Raw genomic sequence first — 26215 nt, 5'->3', positions numbered from 1 at the left:
ATTGAAAAGTTCAGACATGGTCATCCTTGTGCGGGTGCGTGGCGCCGGCTTCCAGGTGGCGGCGCTTGCTTTCTGCCAGTTCGGCAATGACGCGCAGCGCCTCGCCGTCGTCGGCCGTCATATCTTGCAGGAAATGCGCATTATTCTCGCGTATCCAGCTCAGTGGCAGTTCCCACCAGGCCAGCGCCTGCAGGGCTGCGCGTACTTCCTTGCTGAAGCGGAAGCGCAGCAGTCGCGCGGGCGTCCCGGCGTAAATGCCGTATGGTTCGCTACGGAAATTGGGCGGCACCAGCGTGCGCGCACCGATGACGCAGCCATTCTCGATGACCGCGCCGCCCAATATCATCGCCTCGTCGCCGATCCACACATCGTTCTTGATAACCGTATCGGCATATTGGGGAATCGGGCTGTTTTCCAGGCCCATGCCGCCCAATGCCAGAAGATACGTCGAAATGGTGCGCATGTCGTGCTGGCCGTTGAGGATGAAGCGCAGATTTGCGCCGCCTGAAACGTAGCGCCCGATTTGCAGGTGCTGCGCGGTCGAATCGTATTTGGCTTGCGAACCGATGCCGATGCCGGAACAGCGGCCGATGGTAAATTGCCCGAAGTCTGGCTCATTGCCCAGCCAGTTACGGAAAAACCCATGCGGTATCAGGGTCTGTCCACCACTTTTATAGGACAGCACGGTAAATTGTGCCGCCCAGCGATGGTCGTCAATGGTGCCAAAAAAGTCGCTGTCTGTGGAAATATTCATGGGGTCAGGCACACCTGTGCATGCCGCTCGACGATGGCGCAGATGGCATCGACCTGATCGAGGCCCAGGCCTGGATAGATAGGCAGGCAGATGATTTGCCGCGATGCCTGCAGTGCGTTCGGCAGATTGCTGTGGGCAGCGGTCGGCATGCTGCGGTACATGGGGAAGTCGCTGATGAGCGGATAGAAATAGCGGCGCGCATAGATATCCTGGTCCCGCAGCAGCTGGAACAGTGCGTCGCGGCTGCTGCCGTAGGCTTCCTTGACGAGAATGGGGAAGTAGGAATGGTTGGCCGATTCTTCCTCTCCAGCGGGCAGGCAGTCGATGCCGGCGATGGCCGCCAGGCGTTCCCGGTAGCGGGCATCGATGGCGCGCCGCCGCAGGCGAGCCGCGTCAATGCCCTTCAATTGCAAGAGGCCGAATGCGGCGTTGATCTCGCTCATCTTGCCGTTGATGCCGGGCGCCACCACCGTCACTTCGTCGACGAAGCCGAAATTTTTCAAATGGTCGATGCGTTGCTTGGTCTTGGCGTCGGGGCAGACGATCGCGCCCCCTTCAAAGGTATTGAAAATCTTGGTGGCGTGAAAACTCAGCACGGACAGGTCGCCGCAATTGAGCACGCTGCTGCCCTTGTGCCGCACGCCGAACGCATGCGCCGCGTCGTAGATGACTTTCAAGCCATAGTTGTCGGCGATCTTTTCGATGCGTTCCACGTCGCACGGGCGGCCATAGCAGTGCACCGGCATGATGGCGGTGGTGTGCGGCGTGATGGCTGCCTCGATCCTGGCGGGATCCATATTCAGGCTCAGCGGGTCGATATCGACAAAAATGGGTTTGATGCCATTCCACAGGAGCGAATGGGCGGTGGCGACGAAGGAATAGGGCGTGGTGATCACTTCGCCGGTGATGCGCAGCGCCTGCAGGGCCGTGATCAGCGCCAGCGTGCCATTGGTAAACAGGCAGATGTGCTTGACGCCCAGATAGTCGCACAGCGCCTGTTCCAGTTGCTGGTGAAACGGGCCGCCGTTGGTGAGGATTTTATTTTCCCAGATCTCTTCCAGATACGGCAGGAAGTCTTGCAAATCCGGCATGAGCGGCTGCGTGACGTAAATGGGCTTCTTGTCGCTCATGACGGCACTGCCTGCTTGTTGGCGTCGTCGGGCGTAATGGCGAACGATACCGGCGGCAAGCCGCCGCACCAGCGCTGCCACATGGTGCGGAAAGCGTGTTCCATATTTTGGGCAATGGCCCGGGAGTCGGCCAGTGCTGACACTTGCATGCGGTTGCGCAAGTCCGCGCGCAGGACGGCCAGTTGCATGATGTTGTTAGACAAGAATATTCCTTTCCGGACGAAATCGTCGTCGTCGGCCGCGATGAAGGCGTCGAGACCCACATGCTGCAAGATGCAGGCGCCGGCGTGGCTCGGTACGCTTGTGCCCTTAAGTGTCAGCGTAGGCACGCCCATCCACAACGCGTGCAGCGTGGTGGTGCCGCCCGTGTATGGGAAGGTGTCGAGGCAAAGGTCGATTTTCTGATGCAGGGCCAGATAGCCGCCCAGGTGAGTGCGGCTGTGGAAGGTCAGGCGGTCGGCGGCGATGCCTTCCTGGGCGAACCAGGCTTGCAAGGTGGCGATGTCGCTGTCCTTTTGCATGGCAGCCAGATGCATTTTCGCTTCGGGTAGGGCACGCAGCAGCTTTGCCCAGCGGGCGATGACGCCTGGATTGAGTTTGCTGAGCCGATTGAAGCTGCCGAAGGTCAGGTAGCCGTTGCCCAGCGCTGGCGCGCGGACCAGCTCCGGGGAATCCGACGATGGCAGGAAGGGCACGCTGGCGGGCAGCAACACGACTTTTTCCGTGAAGTACTTTTCATCCACGTCGAATTGCGGGTCCGTCAGATAATAATCCATGGTTTTCAGGCCTGTTGTGCCAGGATAGGCGATCCAGCTGACCTGAATCGGCGCCAGTTTGCGGCCAAAGGCCGTCAGGCGGTTGAAGGCCGTATGGCTGGACAAGTCGACCAGAATATCGATGCCGTCTTCGCGGATCTTTTCCTGCAAGTTGCTGTCGCTCACCTCGATTATGTTTCGCCAATGCGGGAAATAGCCGCGCAGGCGCTGCGTGACGGCGTCTTCCAGCGTATTGTTGTAATAGGCATACAGACTCAAGCCGGGACTGGCGCTCAGGTGCGCTATCACGGGCACGACGAAATTGGACACCACGTGTGAATTGAAGTCGCCCGAGACAAAGCCGACCCTGATGCGCCGCGTGGGCTCGTTGTCGTTGTCGAAACCGTGGCCTTCCGCTGTACCGGTCGAGGACGGGCGGTCGAAGGCGTCGCCGAAGCGGCAATGCTCGTCAAACAGGCTTTGGGCGTCGATATCGATGCTATGGCTGAGGCAAAACAGCAGACCGCTGTGGCTTTCCGGAATATGCGGCGCCGCCGTCCGTGCGCGATAGCCGCTGGCGATGGCTTCCTCCAGGTGGCCTTCTGCATGGAGTAGCGAGCACAGGTTGATTTCCGCCGCTGCGTAGTCGGGCCGGATTTCCAGGGCGCGCTGGAACGCGGCCAGCGCTTCCTTGCTTTTGCCCATGGTGCGCATGACATTACCTAAATGAAAATGCAATTCTTCATCATCTGGTTCGGATTCCATGGCCGTGTTGATGCACGTCAATACATCCTGATACTGTTTCAGCGCCAGGTAGGCGGCGATCAGATTGTTCCGTGCCGCTCGGTAATCGGGTTTGATCTGCAGCGCGCGCTGGAAGCTGCGCACGGCGTCCTGCACATTTTTGTTTTCGTGCAGCGCCAGGCCGAGCCGGTTATGCGCTTCGGCGTCGTCGGGCAAGGCAAGGGTGGCGGCGCGGAAGCTGTCGGCAGCGGCGCCAAACTGTTTCTGGCCCAGCAGCGCATTGCCCAGGTTAAATGCCGCCAGCGCGTAGTCCGGCTTCAAGGCAAGGGCGCGGCGGTAGCTCGCCACGGCCTCGTCCAGCCTGTTTTCCGCCTGGAGCAGGTTGCCCAGGTTGCAGTGCACCTCGGCGAACGCCGGCTCGATTTCCAGCGCCCGCAGGTAGCAGTCGCGGGCTGCATCGAGTTTTCCTGCCGTTTGCCATGCATTGCCTAAGTGGCCATGCGCCTGCGCATCGTGCGGCGTCAGTTCCACCGTCCGCTGCAGCGTGGCGAGGGCATCCTTGCCTTGCACTTGCAGGGCCGTGCCCAGCACGCTCCAGCCGAATGGCGAGTCGGGATAAGTTGCCAGCAATTGCCGGCAGGCTGCCTCCATCTGCACATGCTGGCCTGCCTGGTACAGCTGTACGATGTGGTCCATTTCCGGCTGCGACGGCGACAGGGCCGCCAGCGCGACGGCCTCCTTTGCCTGCCGGTGCAGCGCTTGCGAAGCATCATTGTCCAGTCCGCGGCCGATGGCGGTGTCGACGATGTCGAGCGCTTCGTCGGGCTGTCCCGCCTGCAGCAATCCCTGCGCATAAGACAGCCAGAACTGGCCTTCGTCCGGGGCAACGGACAGCGCCTTGCGCAAATACGGCAGGCTGGCCACGTGCTGGCCTATCTGCCCGGCCAGCAAGCCCAGGTTGTGGTTGGCGATGGCATGGTAGGGATCGGCCTGCAGGATCGACAGGTAAGTCTCTTCCGCCTCGGCAAAACGCCCCGCTTGGTGTTCAGCGATGGCTTGCTGTAATTCGATGTCGGGAGAGACTGTGGGAGGGGGAGGCGGGTGCATGGGCTGAGGCTGGCAGAAATGTTTAGTAACGGGAATTGTAACTGGTGACAGTGCCCGTGAGAAACTTTCTGAGAGGAATTTGTTGATGCACGCCGTGAGAATGCGCATTTGCTGTTGCAGTTGGTCCAAAGTGCGGGCAATTCTGATCCTTCCCACAAAAAAACAGCGCACTGCCGGACGGGAGTGCGCTGTTCTGGCCAATTGTTAGCCGTTGCTGCGGAGCCTTGCGATTACATATTCGGATAGTTCGGTCCGCCGCCGCCTTCCGGTGTCACCCACACGATGTTCTGCGTCGGGTCCTTGATGTCGCAGGTCTTGCAGTGCACGCAGTTTTGCGCATTGATCTGCAGGCGTTCGGCGCCGTCGTCGTTCTTCACGAATTCGTACACGCCAGCGGGACAGTAACGCGCTTCCGGACCCGCGTACGTGGCCAGGTTGACATCGACGGGCACGCTGGCGTTCTTCAACGTCAGGTGGATCGGCTGGTCTTCCGCGTGGTTCGTGTTCGAGATGAAGACGGACGACATCTTGTCGAAGGTCAGCTTGCCGTCGGGTTTCGGATACACGATCTTTTTCGACTGGGCCGCCGGTTTCAGGCATTCGTGGTCGCCATGCGAGTGGTGCAGGGTCCACGGCGCCTTGCCGCGGAAGATCAGCTGGTCGATGCCCGTCATCAGGCTGCCCAGGTACAGGCCTTTCGACAGCCATGGCTTGACGTTGCGCGCCACGTGCAGCTCTTCATGCAGCCACGATTGTTCAAAGGCGACAGGGTAGCTCGTCAGTTCGTCGTGCTGGCGCTGTTCGCCCAGCGCGCCGAAGGCCGCGTCCGCCGCCAGCATGCCGCTCTTGATGGCCGCGTGGCTGCCCTTGATGCGGCTCATGTTCAAAAAGCCCGCATCGCAGCCGATCAGCGCGCCGCCGGCAAACACCAGTTTCGGCAACGATTGCAGGCCGCCGGCCGCGATCGCGCGCGCGCCGTACGAGATGCGCTTGCCGCCTTCGAAGAACTTGCGGATTTCCGGATGCGTTTTATAGCGCTGGAATTCCTCGTACGGCGACAGGTAGGGGTTTTCGTAGTTCAGGCCCACCACGTAGCCGACCATCACCTGGTTGTTTTCCAGGTGGTACAGGAAGGAACCGCCATAGGTTTTCGTGTCCAGCGGCCAGCCGCTCGAGTGGATCACCAGGCCCGGCTTGTGCTGGGCCGGGTCGATTTCCCACAATTCCTTGATGCCGATGCCGTACGATTGCGGATCCTTGCCGGCGTTCAAGTCATACTTGGCCATTAATTGCTTGCCCAGGTGGCCGCGCGCGCCTTCGGCGAACAGCGTGTACTTGGCGTGCAATTCCATGCCCAGCTGGAAATCGGGGCCGGGCTGGCCGTCGCGCTTGACGCCCATGTTGCCGGTGGCCACGCCTTTCACGGAGCCGTCGTCGTTGTAGAGGATTTCCGCGGCCGGGAAGCCGGGGAAGATTTCCACGCCCAGGTTTTCCGCCTGCTGGCCCATCCAGCGCACCACATTGCCCAAGGAGACGATGTAGTTGCCATGGTTTTCAAAGCAGGCCGGCACGGCGAAGCCTGGCGTCTTATACGCTTTCGTTTCGGTCAGGAACAGGATGCGGTCTTCCGTCACTTCGGTGTTCAGGGGCGCGCCCAGTTCTTTCCAGTTCGGAATCAGTTCCGTCAGCGCTTTCGGGTCCATGATGGCGCCCGACAGGATATGCGCGCCCAGTTCGCCGCCTTTTTCCAGCACGCAGACGGACACCTCCTGGCTCTTATCTAAGGCCAGCTGCTTCAGGCGGATCGCCGCGGCCAAGCCTGCGGGGCCACCGCCGACGATCACCACGTCATACTCCATGGTCTCGCGCGGTCCGTACTGTTCAACTAAGTTATTAGGCTGTGTCATGGTCTCGATTTATAGTCACTCAATTAGGTAGCAAGGATAGGGAATAAAGCATCATCGGGGAAATTTAAGCACGAGTGTGCTTGTTTTTGACGAGGATTGCAACTTTGGCGCCATTTTGCGTGACATTGCCCCTCGCCGCAATCTAAATCCGGCCATTTTGTGTAATGATGGCGTTTAGTTTTGCTCGAGTGCGCTGCGGGGGAATTTGCCCGATTGCCATGGGCATGGCGTAAAGTGTTGTTTAAAACAAAACAGGAGTAGCTCGTGGGCATAGAAGTCAATTTCGAGGGCAAGATTGCCCTGATTACCGGCGCATCGAGCGGCCTCGGCGCGCGCTTTGCGAAAGTGCTGGCCCAGGCCGGCGCGCAGGTCGTGCTGGCGTCGCGCCGCACCGAACGCCTGAAGGAATTGCGCGCCGAGATCGAAGCGGACGGCGGCGCCGCGCACGTGGTCTCGCTCGACGTGACCGACTTCGCCAGCATCAAGTCGGCCATCGCGCACGCGGAAACGGAAGCGGGTCCCATCGATATCCTCGTGAATAACTCAGGTGTGTCCACCACGCAACGTCTGGTCGACGTCACGCCAGAAGACTACTCGTTCGTGATGGACACCAATCTGCGCGGATCGTTCTTCGTGGCCCAGCAAACGGCCAAGCGCATGATCGCGCGCGCCAAGGGCGATCCGAAGAAGCAGCACCGCATCATCAATATTGCCTCGATGGCCGGCTTGCAGGTGCTGCCGCAGATCGGCGTGTACTGCATGAGCAAGGCGGGCATGGTGCACATGACGCGCGCCATGGCCGTGGAATGGGGTAAATATGGCATCAACACCAACGCCATCTGCCCCGGCTACATTTCCACCGAGATCAATGAAGATTATTTCGCTACCGAGCAGGGCAAGAAGCTGATCGAAATGCTGCCGAATAAACGGCCGGGCAAGCCGGAGGACCTCGACGGCCTGCTGCTGTTGCTGGCGGGCGAGGACTCGCACTTCATCAATGGCGCGATTATCTCCGCCGATGGTGGCATGAGCACGTTTTAACGCCATAAAACCTGCTGCGCGTCGCGCTTTGCGGCCTGCGATGCTTGCTGTACTTAAGTACGGTTGCGCTTCTCGACCACAAGGGAGCGCCGAGCCTCGCTGCCGCTCGCGGCGGTTTTACTTGACTTTACCCTATAGTCACCTGGCTGCAGCCCTAGCGCTGCAGCTGCAAGCCCACCAGCTTGTGCACCAGCTCCGACGATGTCGAGGCGGCGAACTTGCGCATCAGCTTGGCGCGATGCATTTCCACCGTGCGGGGGCTGAGGTCGATCTGGCGGGCGATGACCTTGCTGGTCTTGCCTTCCACCAGCAGGGCGGCGATTTCGCGCTCGCGCGGGGTCAGCTCCGCCGTCACGGGACGTTTCTCGCTGACATCTTCGAACGTCCAGATGCCCGCTCCCAGCGGTTTGTTCGGCAGCATGGCGTGTCCCGTGACGTGGCACCAGAACAATTCTCCATTGCTGCGGCGCATGATGCGCTCGTCCGAATAGCGGCCCCTGGCGTTCATGATGGGAATGATGCGGTCACCGGTGCGCAGGAATTCGTCGTGCGTGGGGTAAAGTACTTCGAAGGACTGGTCGTCGAGCTGGGCGCGCGCATAGCCGAACATGGCCGCCAGCGCTTCGTTGCAGCTGCGCATGATGCGGTTTTCCGACATGCACATGCCCACGGGCGCGTGCAGGAAGATGCTTTCATAATCGATGGCTGACGCGGCGTTCATCTGATACGTATCACTCTCACAGGGGGATGGCCGGCACGGCGCCGGTAGTTCTACGGTATTGTACTTTCCACTCGCGTATTTTATGCTGAGACGCTGCCTGAGTCATGGACTCAAGACCAAAGCTTAACAAAAGATAGAGGGACACCCATGAATAAAGTTTATCCTGACGCCGCCTCGGCGCTGGCCGGTATCGTCCAAGATGGCCAGACCATCGCCGTCGGCGGCTTCGGCCTGTGCGGCATTCCCGAAGCCCTGATCGGCGCCTTGCGCGATTCGGGCGTGACGGGCCTGACGGCCATTTCCAACAACGCCGGCGTGGACGGTTTCGGCCTGGGCCAGCTGCTCACCACGCGCCAGATCAAGAAAATGATCGCCTCCTATGTGGGCGAAAACAAGGAATTCGCGCGCCAGTACCTGGCCGGCGAGCTGGAACTGGAATTCACGCCGCAAGGCACGCTGGCCGAGAAACTGCGTGCCGGCGGCGCCGGCATTCCCGCCTTCTTCACCAAGACGGGCGTGGGCACCATCGTTGCCGACGGCAAGGAGCTGCGCGAATTCGACGGCGAACAATACGTGATGGAACGCAGCCTCGTGGCCGATGTGGCCCTGGTCAAAGCCTACATGGCCGACCGCGCGGGCAATTTGGTCTACCGCAAGACGGCGCGCAATTTCAACCCGAACGTGGCCATGGCCGGCAAGATCACCATCGTCGAAGTGGAAAAGCTGGTCGAAGTGGGCGAGATCGACCCGGACCAGGTGCATACGCCGAGCATCTTCGTGCACCGCATCGTGGTCAACGCGAACCCGGAAAAACGCATCGAGCAGCGCACCGTGCGCACTGAAGCATAAAAGAATACGGAGATTATTATGGCTTGGACACGTGACGAAATGGCCGCGCGCGCGGCGAAAGAATTGCAGGATGGCTTTTATGTGAACCTGGGCATCGGCTTGCCGACCCTGGTGGCCAACTATGTGCCGGACAACATCGAGGTATTCCTGCAGTCGGAAAACGGTTTATTGGGCATCGGCCCGTTCCCGACCGACGAGGAAGTCGATGCCGATCTGATCAACGCGGGCAAGCAGACGGTGACGGCCTTGCCCGGTGCTGCCTACTTCAGCTCGGCCGATTCGTTCGGCATGATTCGTGGCGGCAAGATCAACCTGGCCATCCTGGGCGCCATGCAAGTGTCGGAAAAGGGTGACCTGGCGAACTGGATGATTCCAGGCAAGATGGTCAAGGGCATGGGCGGCGCCATGGACCTGGTTGCCGGCGTCAAGCGTGTCGTCGTGCTGATGGAACACGTGGCCACGGCCAAGGATGGCACGACGTCGCACAAGCTGCTCAAGCAGTGCGACCTGCCGCTGACGGGCGTGGGCGTGGTCGACGTTATCATCAGCGACCTGGGCGTGATCGACGTGACGGAAAACGGCCTGAAGCTGGTGGAACTGGCGCCGGGCGTGACCAAGGAGCAGGTGCAGGCGGCCACGGGCGCGGAACTGGACGTTTCCGCCGTATAAACGGATCGTTGCATGCATAAAAAAAGCGGACAGCGATGTCCGCTTTTTTTTTGCCGGGCACGCACTACGTCTGCGCCATGTCTAAGGCTGTCCCTGGAGTGTGCCTATGCTGGAACGGTGCAGGGCAGACGAAGTCACGACAAGGAGCAGTCATGAAGGCAAACTGGTACGCATCGCCGTTACTGAGGCGCATGGCAGGGAGTGTGTTGGCAGCGGGCTTGGCGGCGTTGCTGTCCGCCTGTGCCGCCGCCGGCGGCGAGCACGTCAACCCGGTGGTGACGGAGAAAGTGTTTACGGGCGATCCCGCCCTGGCAAAAAACATCTTTGTTTTTCTGGATGGGACGCGCAATGACAGCGCCTCCGGGACCAATGTGCGCCGGGTCTTTGATGCGGTGCTCAATGCCGACGAGGCGCAGACCAGCGCCATCTATATCGAAGGCGTGGGCAGCGTCGAAAGTCCCGTGCTGGGCGCCAGCCTCGGCCTTGGCATGGAGCCGCGTATCCTGCGCGGCTATGACTTTATCGCGCAGGCGTTTCGCCCCGGCGACAAGCTCTACATTTTGGGCTTCAGCCGTGGCGCCCACCAAGCCCGCGCACTGGCTGGCCTGATCGCCTACGCGGGCGTGCCGGCCAGGTCGGAAGACGATATCGAACAACGGCTTGGGCGCGATAACGCCATCCTCGAAGTGGTCAAGCGCAAGAATGATGACGCCTATGTGGATACGTGGAAGGCGTGGCGGCCGGGACAGGAGCCGATCGCCGCTAAAGAACTGCGCGAACGTTTCAAGGTAGCCGTGGTGCCGGTGGAAATCCAATTTCTCGGGCTGTGGGATACCGTGCCCGGTTCCCTGTTCAAGGACTTCGGCGTGTGCAAGGAAATGAGCGATGGCAGGGACGGCGACCGCTACAAGTCCGATTCCTATCCGCCGATCCGCCGCATCCTGCACGCCGTGTCGCGTGATGAAAAGCGCAGCCGCTTCCATCCCATCTTGCTGTGTCCGCCCATTAATGCGGACTACACGAGTGTCAGCGAACTCTGGTTTCCCGGATCGCATGCCGATATCGGTGGTGGTTACGCCGATTCACGGGCGTTGTCCGACCTGTCGCTGGCGTGGATGCTGACGGGCCTGGCGCAAGACTATGCGCTTCCGCCGTTGCAGCTGGCTGGCGATCCGCTGGGCCTGGCGCATTGGTCGATCGGCGACCGGCCGGCCAATTTGTTCAGCCATTGCGAGGACAGGGTATTGCCCGACGGCGCCATGCAGGCCCCGGCCCTGCAAGTGAGGACCGTTGCTGGCAGCGCGCCGTTGCGCATGCAGGGTGTGATCGAGCAGCGGCCCTATCCTTTGGAGTGCTCGCGCTAGCCCGGTCGTTTATGCGGCGCCGGCCTTGCCGCGCAAGCCGTCCAGGCTGTAGGCACCAGCGCCTGCAACTGCGAAGTACAGGAAGGTGAAGCAGTACATCACGGCCATTTCGCCGCCGTTCAGGATCGGTAAAAAGCCGGCAGGCGCATGCGCGATGAAATAGGCGGCTGCCATCTGGCCCGACAGGATGAAGGCGACGGGGCGCGTGAACAGGCCGACCAGCAGCAAGCTACCGCCCACCAGCTCGATGACGCCGGCCGCACCCATCAGCGAGAGTAGTTGCAAGCCGTCGAACATGGCTACGTGCGGCGCACCGAACAGTTTTGCCGTGCCATGTTGCAGGAAAAGGAAGCCAAGGATGATGCGCAGCAGGCCCAGCAAGCGTGGGGACCAGGTGGCGTAGAAGGCGGGCGAGAGGGACATGGCGTACTCCATTCAAAGGTGGATGGTTCGGTGTCTGGCTTGCATTAACGCAATGTCATTATGCGGGAGCCGGGCGGCGAACAAGAGACAGTACTGTAATAGTTTTTCATTCATTGATCATCCGATGAAATATTGATGCATGATTTACCATATGTTGATGATGCGGTAAAAAACCCCTCGCGCATGCAAAAAGCCCCGCGGATCGCTCCGCGGGGCTTTTCAATGTTGAGTACCGTTTACTTGACGATATTCACGGCCGGTGCCACGTAGGCGTCGTCGGCAGGGTGGGTAGGGTGGGCCAGTTCGCTGTGCAGCTTGTCCATGTCCAGTTCCTTTTCCCATTTCGACACGACGATGGTGGCCACGCCGTTACCGACGAAGTTGGTCAGCGCGCGGCATTCGCTCATGAAGCGGTCGATGCCCAGGATCAGCGCCATGCCGGCCACGGGAATCGTCGGCACCACGGCCAGGGTGGCGGCCAGGGTGATGAAGCCGGCGCCCGTGATGCCGGACGCGCCTTTCGACGTCAGCATCGCCACGCCCAGGATGGTGAGCTCTTGCCAGATCGTCAGTTCCGTGTTGGTTGCCTGTGCCACGAACAGGGCGGCCATGGTCATGTAGATATTGGTGCCGTCCAGGTTGAACGAGTAGCCGGTCGGCACGACCAGGCCGACGACTGGCTTGGAGCAGCCCAGGCGCTCGAGTTTCTTCATCAGGGCCGGCAAGGCCGATTCCGACGAGCTGGTACCGAGTACGATCAGCAGTTCTTCCTTGATGTACAGCAGGAAGCGGCCGATGGAGAAGCCCGTGTATTTGGCGATCACGCCCAGCACGACGAAGACGAACAGGAAGCAGGTCAGGTAGAACGAACCCATCAGTTTTGCCAGCGGGATCAGCGACGCCAGGCCGTATTTACCGATGGTAAAGGCCATCGCGCCGAACGCGCCGATCGGTGCGACTTTCATGATGATGTTGACCATGCCGAAGATGGCATGCGACAGCTCGTCGATCAGCTTGGTGACAGGACGGCCGCGTTCGCCCAGCAGGGACAGCGAAAAGCCGAACAGGATGGCGATCAGCAGCACTTGCAGGATGTCGCCCTTGGCGAAGGCATCGACGAAGGTCTTCGGGATGATATTCATCAGGAAGTCCACCGTCGACATGCCTTCGGCGTGCGTGTATTGCGCGATCGACTTGGCATCGAGGTGAGCCGGATCGGCGTTGAAGCCGGCGCCCGGTTTGAGGATGTTAGCAACCAGCAAACCGATGGCCAGCGCGAAGGTGGAGACCACTTCGAAGTACAGCAGCGCCTTGCCGCCCACGCGGCCGATTTTCTTCACGTCCTGCATGCCGGCGATGCCGGAGACCACCGTACAGAAGATCACGGGGGCGATGATCATCTTGATCAGTTTGATAAAGCCGTCGCCCAGCGGTTTCATGTCGACGGCGTTCGAAGGATAGAACACCCCCAGCAGCACGCCAGCCACGATGGCGAACAGCACCTGTACGTACAGGATTTTATAGAATGGTTTTTTCACGAGTGGTCTCCTCTTGCGGGTTGATGCTGCGAATCATCCGCCCATTGGCAGGCGTGCTCAATTGTGGATAACCGCAGATATGCAGTTTCGCTATATCGGGTATTGCGCCATGGCGGGCGTGCCAATGCTGTGCTGCGGCGCAGCAATTCAGGCGCGCGCTTGGAGCATTGCCCGCGCTGCGCTACACTGCCGTAGCGTCGCGCGCGAGGCAGCCGGCAAATCGCCGGTTTCTTTGTTTTTTACTACCAAATAACGACACCGGACAAAACCGTAGCGAGCGGAAGGGAGTTGTGGCCGAGAAGCGCAACCGTACTGAAGTACGGTGAGCATCGCAGGCCGCAACCACCGCCGCGCAGTAGGTTTTCTCCGGTGTTATAAGGAATGGCATGATTGAAGCGAGCATCAAATCAGTGCAATGCATCTCCCCCGCAGGCCTGCATACCATGTCGTACAAGGAGTGGGGCGCACCCGACAATCCGAACGTGCTCGTCTGCGCCCACGGCGTGACGCGCGTGGCGGACGACTTTGACAACCTGGCGCGCGCCATGGCCAGCGATTACCGCGTGATCTGCCCCGACGTGGTGGGGCGCGGGCGCTCGGGCTGGCTGGCCAATCCCCAGTTTTACCGCGTGCCCCAGTATGTGAGCGACATGGTGACCCTGCTGGCACGCGTGCTGGCCAATGGCGAGCGCCAGACGGTGGACTGGTTCGGCACCTCGATGGGCGGCTTGATCGGCCTGGGCCTGGCCTCGTTGCCGCACAGCCCGATCAGCAAGCTGGTGCTGAACGATATCGGCCCGACCCTGGCGCCCGAAGCCTTGCAGCGCATCGGCGACTACATCGGCCAGGACTTGCGTTTCGAAACCTTCGAGCAGGGCGCCAAATTTGTGCGCGACGTGTCCGCCAGCTTCGGCCCGCACACGGATGCGGAATGGCATAAACTGGCAGTCGATGTGCTGCGGCAAGACAAGGATGGCCATTGGCGCCGTCACTATGATATGGGACTGGCCATGCCGTTCCGTTCGGCCACGCCGGAATCGGCGGCCAGCGACGAAGCCATGCTGTGGGCCGCGTATGATGCCGTGCGCTGCCCCACCTTGCTGGTGCGCGGCTCGGAATCCGATCTGCTGTCGCACGAGACGGCGCAGATCATGCTGGGCCGCGGTCCAAAGGCGGAACTGGTGGAAATCGCCGGCGTGGGCCATGCGCCCACTTTCGTCCACGACGACCAGATCGCCATTGCGCGCAAGTTTTTGCTGGGCGAGTAAGAAGGCAACAAGTAATACCGCTGTACAGATTTTGAAACAACCGAAAGAAGAAGCATGGAAATTACACGACTGCACGTAGGCAAACGCCTCTCCGAAGTAGCGATACACAACAACACCATCTACCTGGCGGGCCAGATCGCGGAAGACACCACGCAAGGCATCGTCGGCCAGACGCGCGAAGTGCTCGGTCACGTCGACCGTTTGCTGATGGAAGCGGGCAGCGACAAGACGTGCATCCTGTCGTGCCAGATCTACATCGCCGACATGAAGGATTTCGACGGCATGAATGAAGTGTGGGATGACTGGGTCGCTTCCGGCCACACGCCGCCGCGCGCCACGGTGGAAGCGAAACTGGCCAATCCGGCTTGCTTGGTGGAAATCGTCATCATCGCTGCAGAGCGCTAAGTTATTCAGTTATTGAGTTGTTAAGTTTATAAGGTATCACATGGTTTCCATCTCGGCCCCGAATAGCGCCACCTCGGAACAACTGGTAGAGGGCTTGAGTGCGCCGGACTGCGCGCGCGTGCTGGACGCGCTCGCGTATGCCACCGCAGCGTATGGCGACAAGCAGACCTTTGCCGGCCGCTCCGCGCTGGACTTCGCCATCGGCGTGGCCACCACCCTGGCGTTCCTGCGCAGCGATGCGGAAACACGCATCGCCGGCCTGATGTTCGAGCTGACCTTGCTGGAACCCGATACGGCGGCCGACATCGAGCCGCGCTTCGGCAAGCAGGTGTGCGACCTGGCGACAGGCGTGCGCCAGCTGATCCGTTTGCGCGCGCTGACCCAGGCGCAGCACGGCGGCGCTGCCGGTCGCGGCAAGAATGCTGCGCAGCAAGCCGTGGCCCAGGTGGAAACCTTGCGCAAGATGTTGCTGGCGATGGCGTCCGACATGCGTGTCGTGCTGGTGCGCCTGGCCGCCTGCGTGACGACCTTGCGTTACTTTGCCGATTTAAAGCTGTTCAACGAAATGACCTACGAATACGGCAAGGAAACGCTGGATTTGTACGCGCCGCTGGCCAACCGTCTCGGCATCTGGCAGCTGAAGTGGGAACTGGAAGATTTGTCGTTCCGTTTCATCGAACCGGAAGCATATAAACGCATCGCCAAGATGCTGGAAGAAAAGCGCATGATGCGCGAGGGCTTTGTCTCCTCGGCGATTCTGCGCCTGCAGACGGAACTGGCTTCGGCCGGTATCCAGGCGGAAGTATTTGGCCGCCCGAAACATATTTACAGCATCTGGAACAAGATGCGCGGCAAGGAACTCGATTTCACGGCCCTGTACGATGTGCGCGCCTTCCGCGTCATCGTCGCCGACGTAAAAACTTGCTACACGGTGCTGGGCGTGGTCCACAATATCTGGACCCCCATCCCGAAGGAATTCGATGATTACATTTCGCGGCCGAAACCCAACGGTTACCAGTCGCTGCACACCGTGGTGACGGCCGAGGACGGCCGCCCGCTGGAAGTGCAAATCCGCACCAATGAAATGCACAGCTTTGCCGAATACGGCGTGGCCGCGCACTGGCGCTACAAGGAAGAGGGCGGCTCGAACTTTGCCGGCCAGAAGTACGACGAAAAGATCGCCTGGCTGCGCCAGCTGCTGGCCTGGAAAACGGAAGTGGCCGACGCCGTCGTGGGGCAGGAAGAAATCCAGCGCGAATGGGTGGAAAAGTTGAAATCGGCCACCCTGGACGACCGCATCTTCGTCATGACGCCGCAGGCGCGCGTGCTGGAATTGCCTGTCGGCGCCACGCCCGTCGATTTTGCGTATCACCTGCACACGGACGTGGGCCACCGCTGCCGCGGCGCCAAGGTCGACGGCATCATGGTGCCGTTGAATACGCAATTAAAAAATGGCCAGACCTGCGAAATCATCACGGCCAAGGGTGCGCCAGGCACGGCCGGGCCGTCGCGTGACTGGCTCAGTGCCGGCTACGCCGTCAGCACGCGTACGCGCTCGAAGATACGCGCCTGGTTCCACGCCATCGACATGCAGGAAACCCTGGCCCACGGCCGCGCGCTGGTGGAGAAATCCTTGCAGCGCGAAGGCAAGACGGCTGTCAACCTCGAGGCGCTGGCGCAAAAGCTGGGCTTTGCCAAGGTCGACGAACTGTTCCTGTCCGTCGGCAAGGATGAATTCAGCCTGCGCCACGTGGAGCAGGCGCTGCACGACAATGGCGAAGTGGTAGTGCCGGAAGACGCCGTGCTGGTCGGCAAGAGCCGCGCTTCCAGCGTGGAGCAGGGCGCCAAGTCCGGCGTGCTGGTGGTGGGCACGGAAGGCCTCATGACAGTGCTGGCCAAGTGCTGCAAGCCGGCGCCGCCGGACAGCATCGTCGGCTTTGTGACGCGCGGCAAGGGCGTCTCCATTCACCGCGCCACCTGCAAGAACTTCGAGGAAATGCGCGCCAAGGCGCCCGAACGCGTGATCTTCACGGAGTGGGGCAGCACGGGCGGGCACGACACCGTGTATCCGGTCGACATTTTTATTTTGGCTGGCGACCGCCAAGGCTTGCTGCGCGACATCTCCGAAATTTTCTCGCGCGAAAAGATCAACGTCATCGGCGTCAACACCCAAAGCGCCAAGGGCCAGGCCCGCATGACGTTTACGGCCGAGATCAGCTCGACGGCGCAGCTATTAAAAGCGCTGAATGTGATCAAGGACGTGAGCGGGGTGTTGGAAGCCCGCCGCAGTTAGCGCTTTGGGACTTATGCGGCGTTACAACACCTGATAAAACCGTAGCGAGCGGCAGTGATTTTTGGCCGAGAAGCGCAATCGTACGCCAGTACGGTGAGCATCGCCGGCCGCAAAGCGCGACGCGCAGTAGGTTTGATCAGGTGTTTTCGTGCAAGCCCGCCATCGTCGCCGTCTCCGGCTGCAGGGTGATGTGGTCGATGCCATGCTTGGCCAGCAACATCTTCTTGATCGCCCGCAAGACCTTCGGCCAATGGTCGAGGTGTTCGATTTCCACGTGGCCGATCAGCGCCGGCTGGCCCGGCGACATGTCCCACACATGCAGATCGTGCACGGCAATCACGCCGTCCACCTGTTCCACATCCGTGCCCACTTCGATGTAGTCGATGTGGTGCGGCACGCCTTCCATCAGGAAGTGGTATGACTCTTTCAATACCCCGAAAGTCGATTTCAGGATCAGCAGCGATACCAGCACGGACAGCAGCGGGTCGATCTGCATCCAGCCCGTAAAGTAAATCACGGCGCCGGCGATGATGGCGGTGACCGAGCCGAGCAAGTCGCCCATCACGTGCACGAGGGCCGCGCGCGTGTTCACGCTTTGCTTGTCTTTCGACAGTACCCACGCCACCACCACGTTGATCGCCAGGCCGATGAAGGCGACGATGAAGACCATGCCGCCCTTGACGGGTTGCGGGGCGGAAAAGCGCAGCACGGCTTCATAGCAGATCCAGCCCACCACGCACAGCATGGCCAGGCCGTTGACGAAAGCGGCCAGCGCTTCGGCGCGGCCAAAGCCGAACGAGTGGCGCGGCGACGGGGGGCGGCGCGCGATCAGTTGCGCCAGCAGGGCCAGGCCCAGCGCGGCCGCGTCCGTGACCATGTGGCCCGCGTCGGAAATCAGGGCAAGCGAATTGGACAGGAAGCCGGCCGCCACCTCGATGCCGGCAAATGACAGGGTCAGGCCCAGCGCCCACGCGAGTATGCTCTGGCTGCGTCCCTCGAACGAGTGGGTGTGCTTGGCGTCGCCCTTCAGGTGGGCGTGCAAATGGGTGGCGTCGTGGTCGGTGTGCGTCGGTTGCATGGAATGCTTTGTTGAATGAGGTTGCCGTCAGTGTAATTGAAAAGCAACAAAATAGTCGGCGCAAAAAAACCTGCAGGCCCGGAGGCGCTGCAGGTTTTATCTGGATCAAGCAATGTTACTGTGCCGCCGTCTCGCCAAACTTGCCTTCACGGAAATCCTGTACGGCCTGGAATACTTCCGCCTGGGTATTCATGACAAACGGACCGTACTGCGCGATGGGTTCGTTCAAGGGCTGGCCGGCGACGAGGATCACACGGCCGCCTGCGGGCGCTTCGATGCGCACGCCGTCGCTGCCGGGCGTATTGGCGAAGATCGCCATGCGCAGGGCGGGAACGGCCTTGCCATCGACCCGCACTTCGCCACGGAACGTGTACAGGAAGGCGTTATGGCCTGGTGGCAAGGGCTGCTCGAAGCTGGCGCCGGCCGGCAAGTCGATGTCGAGGTAAAGCGGTTCCGTCAGCTCGCGTTGCACGGCGCCCGTCACGCCATGGCTCTCGCCGGCGATCACCTGCACCGCCACTCCCGCATCCGTCGTGTAGCGGGGGATTTCGCTGCTCGTGAAATCGCGGTACCACGGCGTGCGCATCTTGTCGCGCGCTGGCAGGTTCAGCCACAGCTGAAAACCTTCCATCACGCCTTCTTCCTGTTCCGGCATTTCCGAGTGGATCACGCCGCTGCCGGCCGTCATCCATTGCACGCCGCCCGAGGTCAGCAAGCCTTCGTGGCCCGCGCTGTCCTTGTGGCGCATGCGCCCCGTGATCATGTACGACACCGTCTCGAAACCCCGGTGCGGATGCTCGGGGAAGCCGGCGATATAGTCGTTCGGCTGGTCGCTGGCAAAGTTGTCGAGCATCAAAAACGGGTCGAGACGGCGCTGCAGCTGCTGCGTCAGTACGCGGTTGATCTTCACGCCGGCGCCATCCATGACGGCCTGGCCGGCGATCACGCGCTCGACGGCGCGCGGGTTCGTGACGGTGGTGATGTCGCTCATTGCTTTCTCCTCTAGGCCGGGACGGCGCCAGTGCGCCGCCCCATTCACTGCTGGGGATTACACCAGGATCGCGTTGATCTCGGCGTCCGCCTGGGCTTGCGCCTTGGCCACGGCTTCCGGGCCCATGCCCATGCCTTCCGAATACACATATTGCACGTCGGTCATGCCCAGGAAGCCGAACATGGTGTTCAGGTACGGCACCTGGCTATCGTTGGCGCTGTCGCGGTGCAAGCCGCCGCGGGACAGGCCCACGTAGACTTTCTTGCCGCTCAACAGGCCCACGGGACCGTTTTCCGTGTACTTGAAGGTGACGTTGGCGCGGGCAATCGCGTCGAACCAGCTTTTCAGTTGCACGGTGATGCCGAAGTTGTACATCGGCGCGCCGATGACGATGACGTCGGCCGCTTGCACTTGCGCAATCAGCGCGTCATCGAGGGCGATGCGGGCCGCTTGCTCCGGCGTGCGCTTGTCGGCTGGCGTGAACAGCGCTTGCAGGGTCGGCTCGTCGAGCACGGGATGCGGTTGAGCGGCCAGGTCGCGGCGCGCCAGGGTGGCGCCAGGATTGGCGGCTTGCACGCGGGCAACGATGGCGTCAGCCAGGCGGGTCGAGGCGGAACCGGTGCTGCGGGCGCTGGAATTGATTTGCAGGATGTTCATCTTGTTTTCTCCGTGGTGAGGTGTCTTGCGATGGATGAACTATAGCAATTCCAAAAATGATCCGGAAGCCGTTAAAATGGATAACATTAATCCACCAATGGAACAATGAGGTCTGTATGGATATCGATCCCGGAGATTTGCTGCTGTTCGCCCGCGTCGTCGAATGCGGCAGTTTCTCGCGCGCCGCCGTGCGCGTGGACTTGCCCAAGTCGACCCTGTCGCGCCGCATCTCGCTGCTGGAAGCGAAGTTGGGCGAACGGCTGTTGTTGCGCACCACGCGCAAGCTGGCGCTGACGGAGTTTGGTGCCAGCCTGCTCGAACATGCGCGCAAGGTGGTGGAGGAAACGGAGGCGGCCGGCGCGCTGGCGCAGCACCGGCAAGCCGGCCCCAGCGGCTTGCTGCGCATTTCCATGCCGGCCGACTTTGGCGACGCGCTGATGCGCCAGGTATTGGCCGAGTTCGTGCGCCGCTACCCGGCCATTTCGCTGGAACTGGATTTATCGGCGCGCCGCGTGGATTTGCTGGAAGAGAACTTCGACCTGGCCATCCGCATGGGCAACCTGCCCGACGATGCCAGCCTGTCCGCGCGCCGCGTGGCCTTCAGCACCCTGGCCTTGTATGCTTCGCCGCAATACACGAGCGTGCACGGCTTGCCCGAGCATCCCGACGATTTATATGGCCATGATCTGCTCAGCTTGCCCCGCGCCGTACACGGCCTCGTGCATTGGACTTTGATACGCGGCAAGACGACGTGGGAGCGCGACTTGCCCGTGCGCCTGCTGGCGAACTCGCCGGAATTGCTGGTGCGCATGGCCTGCACGGGCGTGGGCATCGCGGCCAGCACGGACCGCTTTGCCAAGGCCTATGTGGCAACGGGGGAACTGGTGCGCGTGCTGCCGGAGTGGAGTTTCCCGCTGGTCACGGGCTGGGCCGTGTTTCCCGGCCGGCGTTTGATGCCGGCCAAGACGCGCGCATTTCTGGATTTGATGGAGGAGATGTATCGCACGGATGCGCCCGTGTAGGCGCGCATCCTGTTGGCTTACCTGGGCAAGTTGCCCATGACTTCGCCCAGCTGCACGGGGCCGGCCGGTTGCCAGTTGGCATTGAATTGCACGGTGTCTTTCGGGAACAGCATCACGACGGTCGAACCCAGCAGGAAGCGGCCCAGCTCTTCGCCCTGTTTCAGCACCACATTGTCGTTGGCATAGCTCCAGTCGCGGATCTCACCCGTGCGGGGCGGGTTGACGACGCCGTGCCAGACGGTGGCCATGCTGCCGACGATGGTCGCGCCGACCAGGGTCATGACGAAGGGGCCGTTGGCCGTGTCGAACACGCAGACGACGCGCTCGTTGCGGGCGAACAGGCCGGGAATGCCGCGCGCCGTCGTCGGGTTGACGGAAAACAGTTCGCCGGGTACATAAATCATGCGCGTCAAACGGCCGTCGCAGGGCATGTGGATGCGGTGGTAGTCGCGCGGGCTCAGGTACAGATTGGCGAAGCTGCCATGTTCGAACTGCGCCGCCAGGGCCGCGTCGCCGCCCACCAGGGCCGTGGTGCTGAAGTTGTGGCCCTTGGCCTGGAAGATCTGATCCTTGTCGATCGTGCCGAACTGGCTGATGCGGCCATCGACGGGACAGATGTAGTCGGCCTTGGCCAGCGGACGGGCATCGGGGCGCAGCGCGCGCGTGAAAAAGTCGTTGAAGCTCGTGTAATGCGTGATGTCCGGGTCCAGCGCCTCATCCATGTTGACGTTGTAACGGCCGACGAACCAGCGGATCAACCGCGTCGTCATGGCGCCGCCCTTGGCGCCGGCGACCCGGCCGGCAAAGTTGGTCAACGCTCCTTTTGGAAGCAGATATTGAGGCAGGACGGCAAGACGGTCAGACACGATGGGAAGCCTTTGACGGGGTGATGGGAGCAATGGTGAAAACGCATTATAGCGGCGATGTGGCGCGCAATGATATGCGCCGTATGCAAGGGGGCGTATCGCCGCCTGCCGCCGAATTTAATTCGCTATAGGAAGTATTTTCAGGAAACTGTGTCAGTCAGAAAAAATTACAGCACAATACGGCGGCCTGTTTTTTAGCTTTCAGCCATTTTTATTCAGCCAACTTTTTTCAGTCAGGTCATGATGCCACGCCGTTGCCTCCGCCTCACCGTCCTTTGTTCCGCCGTTTTACTTGCATGGAATACCCATGCCCAGCAATCCGAAACGCCGGCCGTTGATACCGCCGCCGTGCCGTTGAAGGCCGAAAAGGCTGAAAATCCCATGCAAACCGTGGAAGTCAAGGGCAGCGGCTATGATCCGCGCCGCGACGATACGGCCAGCAAGATGATCGTGGGCAGCGAGGAAATCCTCAAGTATGGCGACACGAACGTCACCGACGTGCTCAAGCGCTTGCCCGGCATTACCGTGTCCGGCGCGGCCGGGCGCTCGGGCGGCGAAATCCGCATGCGCGGGCTGGGCAGCGGCTACACGCAGATCCTGCTCAACGGCGAACGGGCGCCGGCCGGTTTTTCACTCGACACCCTGTCGCCGGACGTGATCGAGCGCATCGAGATCCTGCACGCGGCCAGCGCCGAGTACAGCACGCAATCGATCGCCGGCACCATCAATGTGGTTCTCAAGAAAGCTGTGAAGACGGCGCAGCGCGAACTCAAGCTGGGCGTGCAGGGCAGCGACGTGAGCTTTTCGCCCAGCGTGAATCTGCAACTGTCCGACCGCGATGGCAATTTTTCATACTCGCTGGCCGCTTCGCTGTACCGCTACGACTACCATTACGACAATCCAGGCCTGGAACTGGGCTACGCGCCCGACGGCCGGCAAAACCTGCTGCGCCGCACGAACGGCACGGGCGATGGCCGCCCGGAAGGCATCAATCTGTCGCCGCGCCTGAACTGGGTGCTGGCCAACGGCGACAACGTGACGGCGCAATTGTTCTTCAACGGTGGGCGCTCGAATCACCGCAATTTCAGCCGCGCGGAAACGGAGCAGGGCGTGCGCCCCGACTACGACACGAACACGGGCAGCTCCAGCAACCACAATGCCTTCGGCCGCAGCGACCTGACGTGGATGCACAAGCTGGCCGGCGGCGCCAAACTGGAACTGAAGATCGGCGCCTCGGCCGCCCGCAACACGTCCGACAGCCTGCAGCAAGGCTTTATCGACGGCGGCGGCCTGGCGCTCGAACGCAAGGTGGGCGTGAAGGCGACGGAAAACGGCGTCAGTTCCACCGGCAAGTATTCCTCGCCCCTGCTGCCCGGCCATGCCCTCTCGATGGGCTGGGACGGCGCGTATACCGAGCGCGAGGAAACGCGCCGGCAGCGCGAAGCGGCGCTGGGCGTGCGTCCGCCCGTCAACAGCGACGAGGGTTTCGACGCCACCATCAAGCGCCTGGCCCTGTATGTGCAGGATGAATGGGAAATCACGCCGCGCTGGTCCATGTATGCGGGCGTGCGCTGGGAAGGCATCGATACGCGCAGCGCGGGCGACACCTACGACGAAGTGAACCAGCGCACCAGCGTGTGGAGCCCGCTGCTGCAAACCCTGTGGAAGTTGCCCGATACCAAGGGTGACCAGGTGCGCCTGGCCCTGACGCGCACCTACAAGGCGCAGCCCACGGCGAGCCTGATTCCGCGCCGCAATACCTCGACGAATAACAGCCAGACCGACCCCGACCGCGAAGGCAATCCGTATCTGAAACCGGAGCTGGCGCTGGGTATCGACGCTTCGTACGAGCACTACTGGGCCGAAGGCGCCTTGCTCAGCGCGCGCGCCTCGGCCCGCCGTATCGACGGCTATACGCGCCAGGGTTTGCTGTTCCTCGATGACCGTTGGGTCTCCACGCCCGTCAACGACGGCCGCGCGAATACGCAGACACTGGAACTGGAAGCGAAGTTCCCGCTGCGCGCCGTGCTGGCCGCGCCCGTACCGGCCATCGACCTGCGCGCCAGCGTCAGCCGCAACTGGTCGCAAGTGGAGCAGGTGCCGGGGCCGAACAACCGGCTCGACCAGCAAACCCCCGTCAGCGGCAATTTCGGCCTCGACTACAAGACGCCGGACGGCGTGCTGACCACGGGCGGCAGTTTTAACTTCCGCAATGGCGGCCCCGTGCGCATCACCGAGCGCCAGAGCGCCTACACGTCGCCGCGGCGCGACCTCGACATTTATGCCCTGTGGAAATTCGATGCGAAGAACCAGCTGCGCCTGGCCGTGTCGAACCTGCTGGCGCAGGACTTCGAAAGCGACACCACATATACGGACGCCAGCGGCACCATCGTGCGCAACAGCATTTCACCGAGTTCGCCGCAGGCGCGCGCAACGCTGGAAATGAAGTTCTGACGTGTTTGTTTTAACGGTGAAACCCCGGCCGGCATCCGCGCTGGCCTATAATCTCGGCAATCGCGCGCACGGCCAGCCCGTGCGCGCCGCCTTTTCCTTTGCCAAGATTGCTTTTCCCATGACGTTTTCCTCCCTCGGCCTGATCGATCCCCTGGTCCGCAAACTTGACGAGCTCGGCTATGCCAAGCCCACGCCCGTGCAGGCGCAAGCGATTCCCGCCGTGCTGGCCGGGCGCGACCTGATGGCCGCCGCCCAGACGGGCACGGGCAAGACGGCCGGCTTTGCCGTGCCGCTGCTGCAGCGCCTGACACTGGAAGGTGTGGTGTCGCCCCAGTGCGTGCGCGTGCTGGTGCTGGTGCCCACGCGCGAACTGGCCGAGCAAGTCTATGCGAGCTTCCGCAGCTATGGCGGCAACTTGCCGCTGCGCAGCTTCGTCGCCTATGGCGGCGTGCCCATCGAGCCGCAGATCAGCAAGCTGCGCAAGGGCCTCGACGTGCTGGTGGCCACGCCGGGCCGTTTGCTGGACTTGCAGACGCAGGGCGCCGTCAAGTTCGAGCAGGTACAGACGCTGGTGCTGGACGAAGCGGACCGCATGCTGGACCTGGGCTTCGAGCGCGAGCTCGATATATTGCTGATGACCATGCCCAAGCAGCGCCAGACCCTGCTGTTCTCGGCCACCTTCTCGGACGCCATCCGCGCCATGGCGAAAACCATGCTGAAAGACCCGGTTTCGGTGGAAGTGAGCGCGCGCAACAGCACGGTGAAAGCCGTGAAACAGTCGGTCATCGTGTGCGACAAGAAACGCAAGCCGGAACTGTTCTTGCACTTGTTGAAGAAAAAGCGCTGGGGCCAGGTATTGGTCTTCGTCAAGACGCGCAAGGGGGTCGAACTGCTGGTGAACACCTTGCTGAAGCAGGGCGTGCGCGCCGATGCCATCCACGGCGACAAGACCCAGCCGAACCGCTTGCGCGCGCTGGCCCGTTTCAAGTCGGCGGAAGTGCAGGTGCTGGTGGCCACCGACGTGGCCGCCCGTGGCCTGGACATCGATCAATTGCCCGTCGTCGTCAATTTCGATTTGCCGACGGTGGCGGAAGACTATATCCACCGCATCGGCCGCACGGGCCGGGCGGGCGCCTCGGGCGAGGCGATTTCCCTCGTCTGTGCCGATGAAGTCGAATTGCTGTCCGCCGTGGAAGCGCTGACGCGGCAAACCCTCAAACGCAATGAAGAGCCCGGTTACGAGGCGGAGCACCGCGTGCCGGGCACGTCCGCCGGCGGCACGATTCAGAAAAAAATCGTGAAAGTGCTGGCGCCGAAGGCGGCGGAGCGGGCCAAGAAAAGGCGCTTCTACAAATAATCGGCGCAGTTGGCCAGGCAGGGCAAGGCGCGCAGCACGGATATCGCATTCGTGCCATCATGCGCCATGACCTCGATACCTTTGTTCCCGCTCAATACGGTGCTGTATCCCGATGGCTATCTGCCCCTGCAGATCTTCGAGGTACGCTATCTGGACATGATACGTCAGTGCATCATGGGTGAGCAGCCGTTCGGCGTGGTGCAGCTGCTGGACGGCGCGGAAGTGCGCAAGCCGGGCCAGCAGGAAACCCTGGCGCCCGTGGGCACCCTGGCGCGCATCGTCGACTGGGCCGCGCCCTTGTCGGGCTTGCTGCAAATCAAATGCATGGGCATGCAGCGCTTTCACATCGTCTCCAGCGAACAGTTGAAGCACGGCTTGTGGATGGCGCAGGTCGAAACCTTGCCGCCCGATAAAACGATTCCCATTCCGCAAGAGCAGCAGAACGTGGCCGACGCGCTCGGCGCCCTGATCCGCACCTTGCAGGAGCAAAAGATTCCGCCCGAGCAGATGCCCTTGCAGCCGCCTTTCCGCCTCGATGAGTGCGGCTGGGTGGCGAACCGCTGGTGCGAGCTGCTGTCCCTGAGCGCCATGCAAAAGCAATTGCTCCTGAGCCAGGACAATCCCGTGCTGCGCCTGGAACTGGTGCAGGATATGCTGACGGAGAATGGCTTGCTGGAGGAGTAAAACACGCCAGCCCGCATGTTTTCTCGCGCTTCCGTTGTGCAATTGCAATTTCTATTGAGAAATACTTTACGCTTTGCCGCCGCTGGCATAAGATAATGCCCCTGGGCAAGATTGCCCTGGGCAACATTCAAGAGCAGA

At 61.5% G+C, this 26215-nt stretch carries 22 protein-coding genes; 11 read left to right on the top strand and 11 right to left on the bottom strand.

The annotated features are described in order from the left end of the window. Window positions 1-10 precede the first annotated feature (10 nt). The 4 genes from CBW66_RS14025 to CBW66_RS14010 form a co-directional block, all read right to left on the bottom strand. Window positions 11-754, bottom strand: a complete 744-nt coding sequence (locus tag CBW66_RS14025) for a CatB-related O-acetyltransferase (protein WP_086137692.1) — start codon at window positions 752-754, stop codon at window positions 11-13. Continuing rightward, a complete protein-coding gene (locus CBW66_RS14020) occupies window positions 751-1884 on the bottom strand; it encodes a DegT/DnrJ/EryC1/StrS aminotransferase family protein (RefSeq protein WP_086137693.1) in 1134 nt (377 codons plus the stop codon). Before CBW66_RS14020 ends, CBW66_RS14025 begins: the two co-directional genes overlap by 4 nt. Beyond that, on the bottom strand, window positions 1881-4490 hold the full coding sequence (locus CBW66_RS14015; protein WP_170932863.1) for a tetratricopeptide repeat protein: 2610 nt from the start codon (window positions 4488-4490) through the stop codon (window positions 1881-1883). Before CBW66_RS14015 ends, CBW66_RS14020 begins: the two co-directional genes overlap by 4 nt. A 230-nt stretch (window positions 4491-4720) precedes the next feature. Beyond that, window positions 4721-6397, bottom strand: coding sequence for an electron transfer flavoprotein-ubiquinone oxidoreductase (locus CBW66_RS14010; protein WP_170932864.1), 1677 nt, complete (start codon window positions 6395-6397; stop codon window positions 4721-4723). A gap of 264 nt (window positions 6398-6661) precedes the next feature. Here CBW66_RS14010 and CBW66_RS14005 point away from each other — a divergent pair, with 264 nt between their 5' ends. Next, a complete protein-coding gene (locus tag CBW66_RS14005; RefSeq protein ID WP_034752351.1) occupies window positions 6662-7438 on the top strand; it encodes an SDR family oxidoreductase in 777 nt (258 codons plus the stop codon). Between the two features lie 154 nt (window positions 7439-7592). Here CBW66_RS14005 and CBW66_RS14000 read toward each other — a convergent pair whose 3' ends face one another. Then, entirely contained in the window at window positions 7593-8159 is a 567-nt protein-coding gene (locus CBW66_RS14000; protein ID WP_086137696.1) for a LuxR C-terminal-related transcriptional regulator, read from the bottom strand. A 147-nt stretch (window positions 8160-8306) separates the two neighbouring features. Between CBW66_RS14000 and CBW66_RS13995 the strand changes: the two genes are divergently transcribed. The 3 genes from CBW66_RS13995 (at window position 8307) to CBW66_RS13985 (ending at window position 11041) form a co-directional block, all read left to right on the top strand. After that, window positions 8307-9008, top strand: coding sequence for a CoA transferase subunit A (locus CBW66_RS13995; protein WP_070303098.1), 702 nt, complete (start codon window positions 8307-8309; stop codon window positions 9006-9008). Between the two features lie 18 nt (window positions 9009-9026). Then, a complete protein-coding gene (locus CBW66_RS13990) occupies window positions 9027-9677 on the top strand; it encodes a CoA transferase subunit B (protein WP_086137697.1) in 651 nt (216 codons plus the stop codon). Window positions 9678-9883: 206 nt separating this feature from the next. Next, window positions 9884-11041 (top strand): DUF2235 domain-containing protein, encoded by a 1158-nt coding sequence (locus CBW66_RS13985; RefSeq protein ID WP_170932865.1) that lies wholly within the window; start codon window positions 9884-9886, stop codon window positions 11039-11041. Between the two features lie 9 nt (window positions 11042-11050). On the opposite strand, the gene CBW66_RS13980 is transcribed toward CBW66_RS13985, so the two are convergent. Further along, entirely contained in the window at window positions 11051-11464 is a 414-nt protein-coding gene (locus tag CBW66_RS13980) for a DoxX family protein (RefSeq protein ID WP_086137781.1), read from the bottom strand. A 236-nt stretch (window positions 11465-11700) separates the two neighbouring features. Further along, window positions 11701-13002, bottom strand: a complete 1302-nt coding sequence (locus CBW66_RS13975; RefSeq protein ID WP_086137699.1) for a dicarboxylate/amino acid:cation symporter — start codon at window positions 13000-13002, stop codon at window positions 11701-11703. A gap of 386 nt (window positions 13003-13388) precedes the next feature. Between CBW66_RS13975 and CBW66_RS13970 the strand changes: the two genes are divergently transcribed. From CBW66_RS13970 to CBW66_RS13960, 3 genes are read left to right on the top strand one after another with little or no spacing between them, the layout of a single operon-like run. Next, complete coding sequence (locus CBW66_RS13970) at window positions 13389-14270, top strand: alpha/beta fold hydrolase (protein WP_086137700.1); 882 nt, start codon at window positions 13389-13391, stop codon at window positions 14268-14270. Between the two features lie 54 nt (window positions 14271-14324). Continuing rightward, a complete protein-coding gene (locus tag CBW66_RS13965; RefSeq protein ID WP_070221557.1) occupies window positions 14325-14675 on the top strand; it encodes a RidA family protein in 351 nt (116 codons plus the stop codon). A 40-nt stretch (window positions 14676-14715) separates the two neighbouring features. Further along, the gene (locus CBW66_RS13960) at window positions 14716-16968 is read left to right on the top strand and encodes a bifunctional (p)ppGpp synthetase/guanosine-3',5'-bis(diphosphate) 3'-pyrophosphohydrolase (RefSeq protein WP_086137701.1); all 2253 of its coding nucleotides are present in this window, start codon (window positions 14716-14718) and stop codon (window positions 16966-16968) included. A gap of 136 nt (window positions 16969-17104) precedes the next feature. On the opposite strand, the gene CBW66_RS13955 is transcribed toward CBW66_RS13960, so the two are convergent. The 3 genes from CBW66_RS13955 to CBW66_RS13945 form a co-directional block, all read right to left on the bottom strand. After that, window positions 17105-18046 (bottom strand): cation diffusion facilitator family transporter, encoded by a 942-nt coding sequence (locus tag CBW66_RS13955; RefSeq protein ID WP_086137702.1) that lies wholly within the window; start codon window positions 18044-18046, stop codon window positions 17105-17107. 115 nt (window positions 18047-18161) lie between these two features. Continuing rightward, a complete protein-coding gene (locus tag CBW66_RS13950; protein WP_086137703.1) occupies window positions 18162-19037 on the bottom strand; it encodes a pirin family protein in 876 nt (291 codons plus the stop codon). Between the two features lie 57 nt (window positions 19038-19094). Further along, window positions 19095-19694, bottom strand: coding sequence for an FMN-dependent NADH-azoreductase (locus CBW66_RS13945; RefSeq protein WP_086137704.1), 600 nt, complete (start codon window positions 19692-19694; stop codon window positions 19095-19097). 116 nt (window positions 19695-19810) lie between these two features. Between CBW66_RS13945 and CBW66_RS13940 the strand changes: the two genes are divergently transcribed. Next, a complete protein-coding gene (locus CBW66_RS13940) occupies window positions 19811-20716 on the top strand; it encodes a LysR family transcriptional regulator (protein WP_086137705.1) in 906 nt (301 codons plus the stop codon). Window positions 20717-20733: 17 nt separating this feature from the next. Here the strand turns inward: CBW66_RS13940 and asd are convergent, their stop codons facing one another. Next, window positions 20734-21582, bottom strand: coding sequence for an archaetidylserine decarboxylase (gene asd / locus CBW66_RS13935; protein ID WP_086137706.1), 849 nt, complete (start codon window positions 21580-21582; stop codon window positions 20734-20736). A gap of 381 nt (window positions 21583-21963) precedes the next feature. Here asd and CBW66_RS13930 point away from each other — a divergent pair, with 381 nt between their 5' ends. From CBW66_RS13930 to CBW66_RS13920, 3 genes are all read left to right on the top strand, one after another. Beyond that, window positions 21964-24036 (top strand): TonB-dependent siderophore receptor, encoded by a 2073-nt coding sequence (locus CBW66_RS13930; RefSeq protein WP_230492257.1) that lies wholly within the window; start codon window positions 21964-21966, stop codon window positions 24034-24036. Between the two features lie 118 nt (window positions 24037-24154). Beyond that, window positions 24155-25393 (top strand): DEAD/DEAH box helicase, encoded by a 1239-nt coding sequence (locus tag CBW66_RS13925; RefSeq protein ID WP_086137783.1) that lies wholly within the window; start codon window positions 24155-24157, stop codon window positions 25391-25393. A gap of 66 nt (window positions 25394-25459) precedes the next feature. Continuing rightward, the gene (locus CBW66_RS13920; protein ID WP_086137784.1) at window positions 25460-26077 is read left to right on the top strand and encodes an LON peptidase substrate-binding domain-containing protein; all 618 of its coding nucleotides are present in this window, start codon (window positions 25460-25462) and stop codon (window positions 26075-26077) included. Window positions 26078-26215 lie beyond the last annotated feature (138 nt).

Source organism: Janthinobacterium sp. GW456P (genome assembly GCF_002127655.1).
GTDB lineage: Bacteria > Pseudomonadota > Gammaproteobacteria > Burkholderiales > Burkholderiaceae_D > Janthinobacterium.
This window is presented reverse-complemented; position numbering and strand designations above follow the sequence as displayed.

Coding starts and splice junctions, on each gene's coding strand:
- CBW66_RS14025 (WP_086137692.1), bottom strand. CDS start 754: ATGAATATTTCCACAGACAGCGACTTTTTTGGCACCATTGACGACCAT.
- CBW66_RS14020 (WP_086137693.1), bottom strand. CDS start 1,884: ATGAGCGACAAGAAGCCCATTTACGTCACGCAGCCGCTCATGCCGGAT.
- CBW66_RS14015 (WP_170932863.1), bottom strand. CDS start 4,490: ATGCACCCGCCTCCCCCTCCCACAGTCTCTCCCGACATCGAATTACAG.
- CBW66_RS14010 (WP_170932864.1), bottom strand. CDS start 6,397: ATGACACAGCCTAATAACTTAGTTGAACAGTACGGACCGCGCGAGACC.
- CBW66_RS14000 (WP_086137696.1), bottom strand. CDS start 8,159: ATGAACGCCGCGTCAGCCATCGATTATGAAAGCATCTTCCTGCACGCG.
- CBW66_RS13995 (WP_070303098.1), top strand. CDS start 8,307: ATGAATAAAGTTTATCCTGACGCCGCCTCGGCGCTGGCCGGTATCGTC.
- CBW66_RS13990 (WP_086137697.1), top strand. CDS start 9,027: ATGGCTTGGACACGTGACGAAATGGCCGCGCGCGCGGCGAAAGAATTG.
- CBW66_RS13980 (WP_086137781.1), bottom strand. CDS start 11,464: ATGTCCCTCTCGCCCGCCTTCTACGCCACCTGGTCCCCACGCTTGCTG.
- CBW66_RS13970 (WP_086137700.1), top strand. CDS start 13,389: ATGATTGAAGCGAGCATCAAATCAGTGCAATGCATCTCCCCCGCAGGC.
- CBW66_RS13965 (WP_070221557.1), top strand. CDS start 14,325: ATGGAAATTACACGACTGCACGTAGGCAAACGCCTCTCCGAAGTAGCG.
- CBW66_RS13960 (WP_086137701.1), top strand. CDS start 14,716: ATGGTTTCCATCTCGGCCCCGAATAGCGCCACCTCGGAACAACTGGTA.
- CBW66_RS13955 (WP_086137702.1), bottom strand. CDS start 18,046: ATGCAACCGACGCACACCGACCACGACGCCACCCATTTGCACGCCCAC.
- CBW66_RS13950 (WP_086137703.1), bottom strand. CDS start 19,037: ATGAGCGACATCACCACCGTCACGAACCCGCGCGCCGTCGAGCGCGTG.
- CBW66_RS13945 (WP_086137704.1), bottom strand. CDS start 19,694: ATGAACATCCTGCAAATCAATTCCAGCGCCCGCAGCACCGGTTCCGCC.
- CBW66_RS13940 (WP_086137705.1), top strand. CDS start 19,811: ATGGATATCGATCCCGGAGATTTGCTGCTGTTCGCCCGCGTCGTCGAA.
- CBW66_RS13930 (WP_230492257.1), top strand. CDS start 21,964: ATGCAAACCGTGGAAGTCAAGGGCAGCGGCTATGATCCGCGCCGCGAC.
- CBW66_RS13925 (WP_086137783.1), top strand. CDS start 24,155: ATGACGTTTTCCTCCCTCGGCCTGATCGATCCCCTGGTCCGCAAACTT.
- CBW66_RS13920 (WP_086137784.1), top strand. CDS start 25,460: ATGACCTCGATACCTTTGTTCCCGCTCAATACGGTGCTGTATCCCGAT.